Source organism: Leclercia sp. W17 (assembly GCF_003336325.1).
Classification (GTDB): domain Bacteria; phylum Pseudomonadota; class Gammaproteobacteria; order Enterobacterales; family Enterobacteriaceae; genus Enterobacter.
This window is the reverse complement of the sequence record NZ_CP031101.1, coordinates 3,550,195-3,563,290: the sequence shown is the minus strand read 5'-3', so window position 1 is coordinate 3,563,290 and position 13,096 is coordinate 3,550,195. Positions and strand designations below refer to the sequence as shown.

Here is a 13,096-nt window from a genome sequence, read left to right as displayed (position 1 = left end):
TTAATACAGGATTGCAGCGGATGATAACCAGTCGCCTCGAGATGCGCGGCATCAGCCTGGCTTTTTCTGGCTTTCAGGCGTTGTCGCAGGTGGATTTCACCCTGACGGGCGGATCGGTGCACGCGCTCACGGGCGCGAACGGCGCCGGGAAGTCCACGCTGATGGCGGTGCTGTGCGGGACGCACGCCCACTATGCGGGCGAAATCAGCATTAACAATCAGCCCGTCGTCATTCGTGAGCCGGTGGATGCCAAACAGCTGGGTATCCACCTGGTGCAGCAGGAGGTGGACGTGGCGCTGATCCCCGGCCTCAGCATCGCAGAAAACATCATGCTCGACCATCTGGCGCAGCCGGGGCACCGCTTCCGCTGGGGCGCGATGCGCGAGCAGGCCCGGCAGGCGCTGGCGCAGCTCGACGTCACCCTCGACGTGCGACGTTCCATCGACAGCTGCACCCTGGCGGAGAAGCAGCAAATTTTGCTGGCGCGGGCGCTCTCCCATCACTGCCGCTTTCTTATTCTCGACGAACCTACCGCGCCGCTGGATGCCCATGAGAGCGAGCGGCTGTTCGCCGTGGTGCGTCGCCTGCAACAGCAGGGGATCGGGGTGGTGTTTATCTCCCACCGCATCCATGAGCTGAAGGCGATCTGCGACACCTTAACGGTGCTGCGCGACGGCAAGCTGATTGAGTCCGGCCCGATGGCGGATCTCAGCGGGGAGGCGATTGTCGAGAAGATGCTTGGCCATGAGCTGAGCGATATCTATCCGCCTGCGCGACCAAAGCACAGCACCGAAACGCTGCTGCGGGTGGAGGGGCTGCACGACGAAGGGCTGCTGAAGGATATCTCCCTGCATCTGCGTAAGGGGGAAATTCTTGGAATCGCCGGGTTGGCGGGGGCCGGGAAAACCGAACTCTGCAAGGCGCTCTTTGGGGCGACCAAAAGCCAGGTGGCGAAGGGCGAGCTGAACCATCAGCCCTGGACGCCGCGCGACCCGGCAGACTCGGTGCTGCGCGGGCTGGCGCTGGTGCCGGAGGAGCGGCGCAAAGAGGGCATCTTCATTGATGAGCCGGTGAGCATGAACCTGGCTGTGTCAGCGGATAAGACCTTTTCGCGCTGGAGCCTGTTTGGTCATCGCCAGGCGTGGCGCTGGGCGGAAGAGGTGATCGCCCGGGTGGGGGTGCGCACCCGCGGGCCAGGGCAGGTACTGCGCCGTCTGTCGGGCGGCAACCAGCAAAAAGTGGCGATTGGCAAGTGGCTGCGCGGCAACGCCCAGGTGCTGATTTTCGACGAGCCCACGAAAGGGGTGGACGTGAAGGCCAAAACCGATCTGTTCCAGCTTATTGACGGCCTGGCGCGGGAAGGCAAAGGGGTGATTTACGCCTCGGGCGAGTTCGCTGAGCTGGTGGGGCTGTGTGACCGCATCTGCGTGCTGTGGGACGGGCGCATTGTGGCGGAAGTGGATGGGGCAAGCGCCCGCGAAGAGACATTACTTTATTATTCAACCGGAGGAACGGCGTCGTGAGCAAGGCCCTTTCATTCAATGCGGCGGCGTCTGGCCGTCAGCACATTTTCGATTTTCTCTATAAATGGGGCATGTTGCTGACGGTGGTCGCGCTGGTGGCCATTTTCGGCCTGGCGTCAGAGAACTTCCTCGACCCCAACAACATCATCAACATTCTGCGCTCCATTGCCATCGTGACGGTGATTGCCGTCGGGGTCTCCATCTCGCTGACCATCGGCGGGTTTGATCTCTCGGTGGGGTCGACGGCGTCGCTGGCGAATGCGCTGGTGATCTCGCTCTTCGTCTGGCACGGCTTCGGCACCACTGAATCCATTCTCATTACTCTGGTGCTCTGCACCCTGGTGGGGCTGTTTAACGCCTTTTTGATCGTCATTCTGCGCATTCCCGACATGCTTGCCACTCTTGCCAGCCTGTTTGTGATCCAGGGGGTGGCGATGACCTACAGCTACGGCGGGTCGATCACCGAGAACATGGTCCTGCCGAGCGGCGACATGGCGGAGGGGACCATCCCGGCGGCCTTTGGCGCGCTGGGGCAGGTGCCGACCATCGTCATTATCATGCTGGCGGTGACGCTGCTGGCGCAGCTGGGGCTGTCGCTCACCACCCACGGTCGCCGGATGTACGCCATTGGCGGTAACCCGGAAGCGGCGCGCTTATCCGGGATCCGCACCACACGCTACAAGGTGGCGGCCTATGTGATCGCCTCGCTGCTGGCGGGGCTGGGCGGCATTCTGCTCGCCTCGCGCATTGGCTCCTCGCAGGTGAATGCTGGCGGCGGCTATCTGATGGATGCGGTGGCGGCGGCGTGGATCGGTTTTTCGCTGGCGGGCTCCGGTAAACCGAACGCGCTGGGTACCCTGGTAGGGGCGGTGATCCTCGGGGTGCTCTCCAACGGGCTGGTGATGCTCTCGGTACCCTATTACGCCATGGACATTATAAAAGGGCTGGTGCTTGCAGTGGCACTGGCGATGACGTACGTACAAAAACGCTAACAACACAACGGGATAACAGAATGAAAAAAGTTGCACTCTCTTTGCTGACGCTGGGATTACTGAGTTCACTGCCGGGCTATGCGGCGACGCCTGCGCCGGTGCCAGCGGCCATTGCCAACCACGACGGGCAGATCCGCATCGCGGTGATCCGTAACCTCGGCTCTGATGACAACACCACCCAGTTTGTGGCCGGGGCGATTCAGGAAGGGAAAAAGCTCGGCTTTAAGGTCAGCACCTTTTTAAGCAACGGCGACGATGCCAAATTCCAGGACTTCGTTAACCAGGCCATCAGCCAGAAGTATGACGGGATTATTCTCTCTCAGGGGCGTGACCCGTACTCCACCGCGCTGGTGAAAAAGGCGGTGGATGCCGGGATCAAGGTGGCGGTGTTTGATACTGCGGTCAACGGGGAGATCCCGGGCGTGACGGTGACCCAGCAGGATGACGCCTCCCTGACCAACCTCTCGTTCGGCCAGCTGGTGAAGGATTTCAACGGCAAGGCCAACATCATTAAGCTGTGGGTGGCGGGCTTCCCACCGATGGAGCGCCGTCAGACCGCTTACCAGGCGCTGCTGAAGGAGAACCCGGGCATTAAAGAGCTGGAGTCCATCGGGGCGGTATCGTCCGATGTGCAGGGCGACACCGCCAACAAGGTGGGCGCGGTGCTGGCGAAATACCCGAAAGGCAAGATCGACGCCATCTGGGGCACCTGGGATGCCTTTAGCCAGGGCGCTTATAAAGCGCTGAAAGAGAACGGCCGCACCGAGATCAAACTCTACAGCATCGATATCTCCAACCAGGATCTGCAGCTGATGCGCGAAGCGGGCAGCCCATGGGTGGTGAGCGTGGCGGTCGATCCGAAGCTGATTGGCGCGACGAACGTGCGTCTGATCGCTAACAAAATTGCCGGGGAAGCGACGCCTGCCACCTATGACTTTAAAGCTGCGGCTATTCCGCAGGCGCTGCTGTCGGCGCAGCCGGGTGCGGTGAACGTGGCCTCTTTAGGCAAGATCATTCCAGGCTGGGGCCAGACCGACGATTTTATCGCCCCGTGGTTCGCGACGTTAGAAGCGAAGGCAAAATAAACTTTGCCGGGTGGCGGCTGCGCCTTACCGGGCCTACGGACTGTAGGCCCGGTAAGCGCAGCGCCACCGGGCAACAGGAGGTTGCGTGACCGCATTACCCACTCCCGAATACAGCCGCAATATGCGCTTAATCGGCCACAGCGACCAGGGCGGACGCCCGGACGGCGTACAGCTGATGGTGCATCGCGGCTTCGCCTATATTGGGCATATGGTGTCCCAGGGCTTTTCCATCGTCGACGTGCGCGATCCGAAGAACCCGAAGGCGGCGGGCTATGTGCCTGCGCCGCCGGGCACCTGGAACGTGCATCTGCAGGCCCATGACGACCTGCTGCTGGTGATCAACGCCCGGGATCTGTTTGCCGATGCCCGCTTTGCTGACGAAAAGGTCTACTACACCCGCCAGGTGGGGGAGACGGTCAGCGACGTGCAGGACAAAGGCTGGAGCGCCGGGCTGCGCATCTTTGATATTTCGACCCCGGATAAACCGCGGGAAATCAGTTTCCTGTCGCTGAGTGGTATCGGCATTCACCGCATCTGGTACGTGGGCGGACGCTGGGCCTATGTCTCGGCGCTGATCGACGGCTTTACTGATTACATTTTCCTGACCGTCGATCTGGCAGATCCCCGTAAACCCGAAGTGGCAGGGCGCTGGTGGCTACCGGGGATGAACCAGGCGGCAGGGGAAGCCCCAAACTGGCCGGAAGGCAAACGCTACGCCCTGCATCATGCGATTATCGCCGGGGATACTGCCTACGGCAGCTGGCGCGACGGCGGCCTTACGTTGCTGGATGTGAAAGACAGAACCCAGCCGAAGCTGATCAGCCATCGCAACTGGAGCCCGCCGTTTGGTGGCGGTACCCATACCGCGTTGCCGCTGCCGGACCGGGATCTGCTGGTGGTGCTGGACGAAGCGGTGCTCGACAATCAGGAAGACGGCGAGAAGCTGATCTGGCTGTTTGATATTCGCGAGCCGTCGAACCCGGTGAGTATCTCCACCTTCCCGCAGCCAAACGAGCGGGATTATGTGGCGAAAGGGGCACACTTCGGGCCGCATAACCTGCACGAGAACCGCCCCGGAAGCTTTGTCAGCTCAACGCTGATTTTCGCAACTTATCAGAATGCGGGCGTGCGCGCGTACGACATTTCGGATCCCTATCGTCCGGTTGAGACCGGGGCGCTGGTGCCTGCCGCACCGGAGAAGATGATGGATACCCGTCCCAATCGCCCGCAGGTGATCCAGTCATGCGATCTGTTTGTTGATGCACAGGGGATTATCTACAGCACGGATTACAACGGTGGGTTGTCGGTGATTGAGTATTTGGGATAGCGCACAGGTTTTGTAGGCCCGGTAAGGCGAAGCCGCCACCGGGCAAACAGACCGCACCTAACTGTACTGACGTACCCGCGCCACCAGCTCATCCACGCTGTCGATACGGTCGGCAATGACGATTAACGCTTTACCAAGGGTGATGGCGTGACGCAGGCATTCGTGACGCATCTCGTCATCACGGATGGTGTCGATATCCGCCACGTGTGACAGGCCCACGCTGCGGCGGATCAGCTCGGTACCGCAGAAGCCAATGGCGTCGTGCCAGACCTTTTTCAGAAACGCGCTGGCATAACCCGGCACGCTGAGCGCCGCATCGCGGGACTTCTCCGTTGCCAGCGCCTGGAAACGTTCCGCGAAGGTGGTCCACAGCTGCTGGATATCGATCAGGCGCTGTTCACGCCCGGCTGCTGCATCCCGAATGCCGAGGTGGCCCGGCAGGCCGCAGAAGTTCAGCAGCAGGTTGCCGATGGCGGTACCGATATCAAATCCAATCGGGCCGAAATAACCGAACTCGGCGTCAATGGCCTTCAGGCTGCCCTCGGCGACAAAAATTGAGCCGCTGTGAATGTCGCCATGCAGCAGTGCTTCGGCCTGGGAGAAGAAGCGGTGTTTCAGGGCGGCGACGGCAATTTTCAGCTGGGCGTCATCGCGCAGGGCGGCGACATCACTTTCCAGCGCCGCCGGGTAGTTATTACGCGCGTGGATCTGGTACGGATCGTTGAAGAAGAGATCTTCGGTGATCTCGCACATTTCCGGGTTGAGGAACTTTGCCACCTGCGCTTTTTTGGTATGCGGATGCAAGTAAAAATCGCTGGTGTGGAACAGGGCATGAGCCAGGTATTCCCCCAGCTGACGCGCCGCCTGGGGATAAAACACATTTTTAATCAGCTCCCCGCGCCAGATCTTATGGCTGGAGAGGTCTTCCATCACCATCACCGCCAGAACCGGGTCGAAGTGGTGGATTTTGACCGTGTGCTGCGGGCTGTGCTGATAGTGCTCCACCAGGGTTTGTGCTTCGAGGCGGGCGCGATCCAGTGTCAGCGGCCAGGATTCCCCCACGCAGCGCACGTAGGGCAGGGCCTGCTTAACGATGATGCGGCTGACGCCTGCGTTATCGAAAATTTTAAACACCAGATTGAGGTTACCGTCGCCTACCTCCTGCGCCTCCACCAGCGAGGTGGGATCGTCGAGGCCGCCAAACTGTTGGGCATACGCTACGGCGTCCTGAGCGGTAAAGGTATGGTATTGCGACATTGCCTGTTCCTCATCTGTTCCGGTAATAAAGACATTTAGACGTCTATACATCTGAATTTTATCCTGACACAATGTGCTACAACAACGCAACAGAGAATTAACGACATGCAGAGATTACAGACGACCAGCCTGCGGGTGACGGAAAATCAGCTATTTATTCTCGACCAACAGGCGCTTCCGCAGGAGAAACGCTGGCTGGATGCGACAACGGTAGAGGCGCTGGTGGGGCATATTCACGCCCTGCGCGTGCGCGGCGCGCCGCTGATTGGCCTGTCTGCCAGCCTGCTGTTGGCGCTGCTGGCGGAAAACGGCCACAGCCGGGATGAACTGGCGGTGGCGCTGGAGACCCTGCGCGCCTCGCGTCCGACGGCGGTCAACCTGATGAATAATCTCGACCGCATGAAACAGGCGCTGTGGCAGGAGGATTTTGTCCCGGCGCTGGGGGCAGAGGCGCTGCGCCTGATTGAAGAAGACAGGCAGCTCTGCGACGCGATTGCCCATGCGGGCAGCGCGCTGGTGAAGCCCGGCAGCCGCCTGCTCACCCATTGCAATACCGGCGGGCTGGCGACGGCGGGCGTAGGCACGGCGCTGGGGGTGATTGCTCTGGCGCATCAGCAGGGCAACGTCAGCAACGTCTGGGTGGATGAGACCCGTCCGCTGTTGCAGGGCGGCAGGCTGACGGCCTGGGAGCTGGGCGAGCTGGGCGTGCCGTATAGTCTTATCACCGATTCAATGGCAGCCAGCCTGATGGCGAAAGGCCAGGTGGACGCGGTGTGGGTGGGGGCGGATCGCATTGCCGCTAATGGCGATGTGGCGAATAAAATCGGCACCTACTCCCTGGCGGTGCTGGCGAAATTCCACGGTATTCCCTTCTATGTAGCCGCCCCGCAAACCACGCTCGATCCGAACTGCCCGAACGGGGAGGCGATTCCCATTGAACAGCGCGATGCCCGGGAAGTGACAGGCGCGGCGGGGAGCTTCGGTGCGGTGCAGTGGGCGCCGGAAGAGGCGCAGGTCTATAACCCGGCGTTCGACGTCACGCCTGCGGCGTTAATTAGCGGTTGGGTGCTGGATAGCGGGGTGGTGACGCCTGACGAGGTGGCGAAGGGGGCTTTTGGGGGAAGTGCGGTCTGAATAATGCCGGGTGGCGCTAACGCTTACCCGGCCTACAACCGTTTGTAGGCCGGGGCAGGGCACCTTAAGGCAACCGCGGATACGCATCCGCTATCGCATCGCCCGTAAACTGCGCTACCCAACCCTCGGGGTTATCGAAAATCCGGATCGCGGTAAAGTTCGGCTCAGAGCCCATATCAAACCAGTGCGGCGTACCGGCGGGAACGGAGATCAGGTCGTTCTTCTCACATAAAACCTGATAGACCTGGTCGTCAATGTGCAGGCAGAACAGCCCCGCACCTTCGACAAAGAAACGCACTTCATCTTCACCGTGGGTGTGTTCATTGAGGAATTTCGCCCGTAGAGCCTCTTTTTGAGGATTATCCGCGCGCAGGCTGATGACATCCCAGCTCTGGTAGCCCTTTTCCGCCACCAGCTTATCGATGGCGTGCTGGTAGGCATTAATCACCGTCTCCGGCGACGGATCGCGGCCCAGATCGCGGTCGGCTTCCCAACGCTCAAAGCGGACGCCGCGGGCGTTCAGCTGCTGCTGGATCGCCTCAGCGTCGGTGCTGTGCCACTGCGGCTGGCTGGCTTCTTTATCTGAATAAATGGTCAATGCGCTCATGAAGGGATCTGCTCCGGATTGATGTCGTCAAATTGATGCACCTGATGGTGGTGGCTGGCACCGTCCTCATCGCCGCGAATCAGCTGCAGGGTGCGAAAACCGGCCTGTTCCGCGGCGTCCAGCTCCTGATGAATATCCGACAGGAAGAGGATCTGCGAGGGGGCTGCGCCAATCTGGGCCGCAATATTCTGATAAGACTGCACGTCGCGTTTGGCACCGATATGGGTATCAAAATAGCCGCTGAACAGATGAGTAATATCACCTTCGTCGCTGTAGCCAAATAACAGTTTCTGCGCCGCCACGGAGCCGGAGGAATAAACATAGAGATCAATGCCCTGCGCTTTCCATTTTTCGAGAGAGGGCAGAACGTCCGGATAGAGATGACCGGTGAAGTCGCCGTTGACGTAACCCTCCCGCCAGATGATCCCCTGCAACGCTTTTAGCGCTGTCGATTTGCGGTCTTCGTCCATAAAGGCGAACAGGGTGTCAATCAGATCCCGGGTGCTGGCCTGCGGCCTGGCAATCTCTTCGCGCAGATTATCCAGAATGGTGTTGACCGGTTCGGCATACTGCTGGGCGTTGACAAAGGCCGCCAGCCGCTCGCGCGCATAAGGGAACAGGACATTGTGGACAAAACGAATATCGCTGGTGGTGCCTTCAATATCCGTCACAATCGCGCGAATCATACTCTCTCCAGTTGTCGTAAACGCATCTCGCACTCGAACAGGAATTCGAGGCCTTCAAGGTGACGCCGGGCTTCGGCCACGTCGCCTCCCCAGCAGGTTAAGCCATGACCGCGCAGAAGAAAACCATAATTCAGCGGACGTTCCTGAGCGTAATGGGCGATTCGCGAGGCCAGGGCGTCGATATCCTGGTCGTTATCAAACACGGCGATGGGCACCGTATCGAGGTGGCTGGTCTGGCCGCGGAGTGATTTCTGCATCTCAAAGCCGCTGAGGCGTAGCTCCGGCGTTTTCACCAGTCGGGAGAGCACCGTGGCGTTGACCGTATGCACATGCAGCACCGCGTTGGCCTCCGGGAAAAGGCGATAAATCAGAGTATGCAGGCCAGTTTCTGCGGAAGGCTTACGCCCGGAGGGGGCGCGGTTGGTGGCGATCTCAACCTGCAGGAAGTCAGCGGGCGTCAGGCTGCCTTTGTCTTTACCGGATTCGCTAAGCCAGCACCAGGTCTCATCCTGCCGTACGGACATATTGCCGCCGGTGGCGGGCGCCCAGCCTTTTGCGCCGATCCAGTGGCAGGCATCTACCAGGGCGTTGAGTTGCAGGTTGTCTGTCATCCTTTTTACCTCTTCGGCAGGAATATCATTATGGTTTAGACGTCTAAGCGTCTTGATTGCCAAATACTAACATCGTGTTATAGTGGCAGCAACATATGTATTACATACAGGCCCGTTGAAATGAGTAATAACGCGTTGATTCCACAGAGTAAACTTCCAGGTCTTGGCACCACCATCTTCACCCAGATGAGCGCCCTGGCGCAGCAGTATAAGGCGATTAACCTGTCGCAAGGCTTTCCCGATTTCGATGGCCCGGACTATCTGCAACAGCGGCTGGCTTACCATGTGGCGAACGGCGCCAACCAGTATGCGCCGATGACGGGGGCGCAACCGCTGCGCGAAGCGATTGCCGATAAAACCGCGGAACTGTATGGCTATCGACCAGATGCCAACAGCGATATCACCGTCACCGCCGGGGCGACCGAAGCCCTTTACGCCGCGATCACCGCCCTGGTGCGTACCGGCGACGAGGTAATCTGCTTTGACCCAAGCTACGACAGCTATGCCCCTGCGATTGCGTTATCGGGTGGCGTGGTGAAACGCGTGGCGCTCCAGCCGCCGCATTTTCGCCCGGACTGGCAGGCCTTCGCGGCGCTGCTAAGTGACAAAACCCGGCTGGTGATTTTGAATACGCCGCACAATCCTTCTGCCACGGTATGGCAGCAGGCGGATTTTGCCGCGCTCTGGCAGGCCATTGCGGAACGCGAAATCTATGTGTTGAGCGATGAAGTGTACGAGCATATCTGCTTTGCAGAAACGGGGCATGCCAGCGTGCTGGCGCATCCACAGCTGCGCGAGCGGGCGATTGCCGTCTCCTCGTTTGGCAAAACGTTCCATATGACCGGCTGGAAGGTGGGGTACTGCGTGGCGCCAGCGGCTATTAGCGCCGAACTGCGTAAGGTGCATCAGTTCCTGACTTTTGCGGTCAACACCCCGGCACAGCTGGCGATTGCCGATATGCTGCGTAACCAGCCAGAACATTACCGTGAGCTGCCGGATTTTTATCGTGCCCGCCGGGATCTGTTTATCGACGCGCTGCGAGACAGCCGGCTGGAGATTTTGCCCTGCGAAGGCACCTATTTCCTGCTGGCGGACTACAGTGCGATTTCCGATCTGGATGACGTCACTTTCTGCAAATGGCTGACGAAAGAGGCGGGCGTCGCAGCCATCCCTCTTTCGGTATTCTGCGCCGACCCGTTCCCGCATAAATTAATTCGTCTCTGTTTTGCTAAACAGGAAAGCACTCTGCTGGCCGCGGCAAAACGCCTTTGCGCATTATAAGTCTGCGAACTAAATAACTGGATTCAATATGCCAGAATTATTAATCTGGCATATATATAATGACGCAGGTGATCATTACCAGCATTAATCATACTTAAAGCCATCTGAGCTGAGTTGCTCGATGAAACTCGAAAAAACCTTACTTGTTATAGCAGTCCGGTTGTACATCATATAAATGTTCAGATCGGGCAGCGAAAAAGGGATATTGACTTTTTGGAGTTTAAGTACGTCGCGGTATTGAATGTAGGCAACTTCAGGTATGTACCCCAGCAAATTGGAGGAGCTGATCATGTTAATAAGCGAGAAGAAGGAGTCACTACGAAAACCAAATTTTCTATCCGGGAAATGTTGATGCGATTCTGCACGTAAGTGGTTTATTCCGGATTCGTCGATCATGTAATAGGTAAACTTCTCTTCGTTTAACTGCTCCAGGGTTGCCGACTCGCCGATGCGGGGGTGCCCCTGTCGACAGACCATCACTACGGGAGTAGTCAGGAAGTGATTGCAGACAATCGAACGATTCGTTATGGATGAAAAGGAAAAGACCAGATCGGCTTTGCGGTAGGCCAGCAGATCGTCAGCGCTATCTTTAGACAGCAACAGATCGTGGTACTCAATCTCATAATTGTGTTCACGAATCAGCAACTTCATCGGCCCGAAAAGGCGGTCCGGCGTCAGCGCCTGTGGCGCGTATACCGTCAGGCTCTTTTTGAGCGAGGAGGAGTGCATGATGTTAATAGTTTGCTCAATCTGGTTCAGGTTCTCTTCCAGATGTTTATGCAGGTTGATGCCAACGGTGGTCGGGGTGATGCCTTTTCCCGCCCGGATGAAGAGCGGATCGTTGAGCTGGTTTCTCAACCGCTGCAAGGACTGGCTGACAGCGGAAGGGGTAATAAAAAGCGTCTCCGCAGCCTTACTGATACTAAGGTGTTGATATATACACTCAAAAATCACCAGAAGATTTAAGTCAAATTTTTTGAGGTCATAAAGGTTAGCCATAACTCATCCTGATAAGCTGTTTGCCATAAGTGGCATAGATAATATAACTATAGAGGTTAGCCAGATATTCATCATCCATTAGAATGGCTGACTTAACGACGCTTGAATTTGTACTTAATATATCATGGTTGCAGATTAATTGAATAAACAAGCTGGCCCAGAAGTGAATAATTTTGGTCAAATAAAATGGGGAGGGATATTGATATTCCCCCTGGACTCTTTGTAAGGGGGCAGCCACCGTTAATTTGAGCTGTTCAGCATCTGACAATCCTGCGATTTCTTGTAATGTATTCTCATTATTCATGTAATAGATAGCTGGAGGGGCTACGGCATCTAAAGCATCCATAATGGCTTCGTGACCTTTCAGGTTTATTAAACGTACAGATGTCGGATCAGGAGAAGCTTTCAGGGGCGTTTCACTGCTGGACTTTGCATAATCGCGCCAGGTTGTGGCAGAGCTTATGGCGGCGATAAAGGGTAACGATGCGAGTTATTCTCTAGTATGGACGAAGAGTGGTGAGAGCGTGAGAGGTACGTTTTAAATCCTTATAAGATCAACAGTAAAGAGACGATTAGATAAAACCTATCACAGCCATAGGTATTACAACGTCTATCCTAATTGCCCTTTGCTGGGGTGGGTGGTGTAATCCTCCTCGCTGTTACGGCCTTGCTAAAGGTCATGTAGAGCGCAACACATCGCCAGCGTGGCTGGCACCGAAGAGCCCTCGGGTTAGTCGGGTATCAGGGCCGCCGTCAAGGCGGCCTTTTTACTTTTTTAGTTCACGCAGTTTCTTGTGCAGGGTTGTTAGGTATCGCTGATTGATTTGATAATGCAAACGCATTGGCTCGGATCGGCAAAGTTAGGTACCTTACACCTCAACGAAAACACGGAGGAAGTACAGATGTCTTTAATTAATACCAAAATCAAACCTTTCAAAAACCAGGCGTTCAAAAACGGTGAATTCATCGAAGTTACCGAGAAAGATACCGAAGGTCGCTGGAGCGTCTTCTTCTTCTATCCAGCTGACTTCACTTTCGTCTGCCCGACTGAACTGGGTGACGTTGCTGACCACTACAGCGAGTTCCAGAAGCTGGGCGTAGATATCTACTCTGTCTCTACTGACACCCACTTCACTCACAAAGCATGGCACAGCAGCTCTGAAACCATCGCGAAAATCAAATATGCGATGATCGGCGACCCAACTGGCGCCCTGACCCGTAACTTTGACAACATGCGTGAAGATCAGGGTCTGGCAGACCGTGGTACCTTCATCGTTGACCCGCAGGGCATCATCCAGGCGGTAGAAGTTACAGCTGAAGGCATCGGCCGCGACGCATCTGACCTGCTGCGTAAAGTGAAAGCTGCTCAGTACGTTGCTTCTCACCCAGGTGAAGTTTGCCCGGCGAAATGGAAAGAAGGCGACGCGACTCTGGCTCCATCCCTGGACCTGGTTGGCAAAATCTAAATTTCCGTCGTATTTCGCGCCATAGTGGCGTTGGCGTCGCCTGCTCACCCCGGTCACTTACTTATGTAAGCTCCCGGGGACTCACAGGCTAGCCGCCTTGCTCTGACGCGAACCACTTTGGAAATTCG

At 57.3% G+C, this 13,096-nt stretch carries 13 protein-coding genes; 7 read left to right on the top strand and 6 right to left on the bottom strand.

All coding sequences use genetic code 11. From position 1 onward, the window contains the following. Positions 1-20 precede the first annotated feature (20 nt). The 4 genes from DVA44_RS17695 to DVA44_RS17680 all read left to right on the top strand — a co-directional run bounded on the left by DVA44_RS17695 (position 21) and on the right by DVA44_RS17680 (position 4,927). Positions 21-1,523 (top strand): sugar ABC transporter ATP-binding protein, encoded by a 1,503-nt coding sequence (locus DVA44_RS17695; protein WP_114387687.1) that lies wholly within the window; start codon positions 21-23, stop codon positions 1,521-1,523. After that, complete coding sequence (locus tag DVA44_RS17690; protein ID WP_114387686.1) at positions 1,520-2,515, top strand: ABC transporter permease; 996 nt, start codon at positions 1,520-1,522, stop codon at positions 2,513-2,515. The genes DVA44_RS17695 and DVA44_RS17690 overlap by 4 nt, the downstream gene beginning before the upstream one ends. A 20-nt stretch (positions 2,516-2,535) precedes the next feature. Beyond that, a complete protein-coding gene (locus DVA44_RS17685) occupies positions 2,536-3,600 on the top strand; it encodes a sugar ABC transporter substrate-binding protein (protein WP_114387685.1) in 1,065 nt (354 codons plus the stop codon). Positions 3,601-3,685: 85 nt separating this feature from the next. Next, positions 3,686-4,927 carry an LVIVD repeat-containing protein gene (locus tag DVA44_RS17680; protein ID WP_210405518.1) on the top strand — a complete coding sequence of 414 codons (1,242 nt, stop codon included), beginning with the start codon at positions 3,686-3,688 and terminating at the stop codon, positions 4,925-4,927. Positions 4,928-4,984: 57 nt separating this feature from the next. On the opposite strand, the gene mtnK is transcribed toward DVA44_RS17680, so the two are convergent. Beyond that, positions 4,985-6,184 (bottom strand): S-methyl-5-thioribose kinase, encoded by a 1,200-nt coding sequence (gene mtnK, locus DVA44_RS17675; protein ID WP_114387683.1) that lies wholly within the window; start codon positions 6,182-6,184, stop codon positions 4,985-4,987. Positions 6,185-6,289: 105 nt separating this feature from the next. Here mtnK and mtnA point away from each other — a divergent pair, with 105 nt between their 5' ends. Continuing rightward, positions 6,290-7,318 (top strand): S-methyl-5-thioribose-1-phosphate isomerase, encoded by a 1,029-nt coding sequence (gene mtnA, locus DVA44_RS17670; protein WP_114387682.1) that lies wholly within the window; start codon positions 6,290-6,292, stop codon positions 7,316-7,318. A gap of 64 nt (positions 7,319-7,382) precedes the next feature. Here mtnA and DVA44_RS17665 read toward each other — a convergent pair whose 3' ends face one another. The 3 genes from DVA44_RS17665 to DVA44_RS17655 are packed head-to-tail and all read right to left on the bottom strand — an operon-like array spanning position 7,383 to position 9,222. After that, the gene (locus DVA44_RS17665) at positions 7,383-7,925 is read right to left on the bottom strand and encodes an acireductone dioxygenase (RefSeq protein ID WP_114387681.1); all 543 of its coding nucleotides are present in this window, start codon (positions 7,923-7,925) and stop codon (positions 7,383-7,385) included. Continuing rightward, positions 7,922-8,611, bottom strand: a complete 690-nt coding sequence (mtnC, locus tag DVA44_RS17660; RefSeq protein WP_114387680.1) for an acireductone synthase — start codon at positions 8,609-8,611, stop codon at positions 7,922-7,924. Before mtnC ends, DVA44_RS17665 begins: the two co-directional genes overlap by 4 nt. Further along, complete coding sequence (locus DVA44_RS17655; protein WP_114387679.1) at positions 8,608-9,222, bottom strand: methylthioribulose 1-phosphate dehydratase; 615 nt, start codon at positions 9,220-9,222, stop codon at positions 8,608-8,610. The genes mtnC and DVA44_RS17655 overlap by 4 nt, the downstream gene beginning before the upstream one ends. 120 nt (positions 9,223-9,342) lie before the next feature. On the opposite strand from DVA44_RS17655, the gene DVA44_RS17650 reads away from it, so the two are divergent. Then, a complete protein-coding gene (locus DVA44_RS17650) occupies positions 9,343-10,503 on the top strand; it encodes a pyridoxal phosphate-dependent aminotransferase (RefSeq protein WP_114387678.1) in 1,161 nt (386 codons plus the stop codon). Positions 10,504-10,587: 84 nt separating this feature from the next. Here the strand turns inward: DVA44_RS17650 and DVA44_RS17645 are convergent, their stop codons facing one another. Together DVA44_RS17645 and DVA44_RS17640 are read right to left on the bottom strand one after the other, a co-directional pair. Beyond that, positions 10,588-11,502: a LysR family transcriptional regulator gene (locus tag DVA44_RS17645; protein ID WP_114315640.1), complete on the bottom strand. Its 915-nt coding sequence runs from the start codon at positions 11,500-11,502 to the stop codon at positions 10,588-10,590. After that, complete coding sequence (locus DVA44_RS17640) at positions 11,495-11,848, bottom strand: hypothetical protein (RefSeq protein WP_114387677.1); 354 nt, start codon at positions 11,846-11,848, stop codon at positions 11,495-11,497. Before DVA44_RS17640 ends, DVA44_RS17645 begins: the two co-directional genes overlap by 8 nt. 556 nt (positions 11,849-12,404) lie before the next feature. Here DVA44_RS17640 and ahpC point away from each other — a divergent pair. Then, a complete protein-coding gene (gene ahpC, locus DVA44_RS17635) occupies positions 12,405-12,968 on the top strand; it encodes an alkyl hydroperoxide reductase subunit C (RefSeq protein ID WP_103178649.1) in 564 nt (187 codons plus the stop codon). Positions 12,969-13,096: the final 128 nt, after the last annotated feature.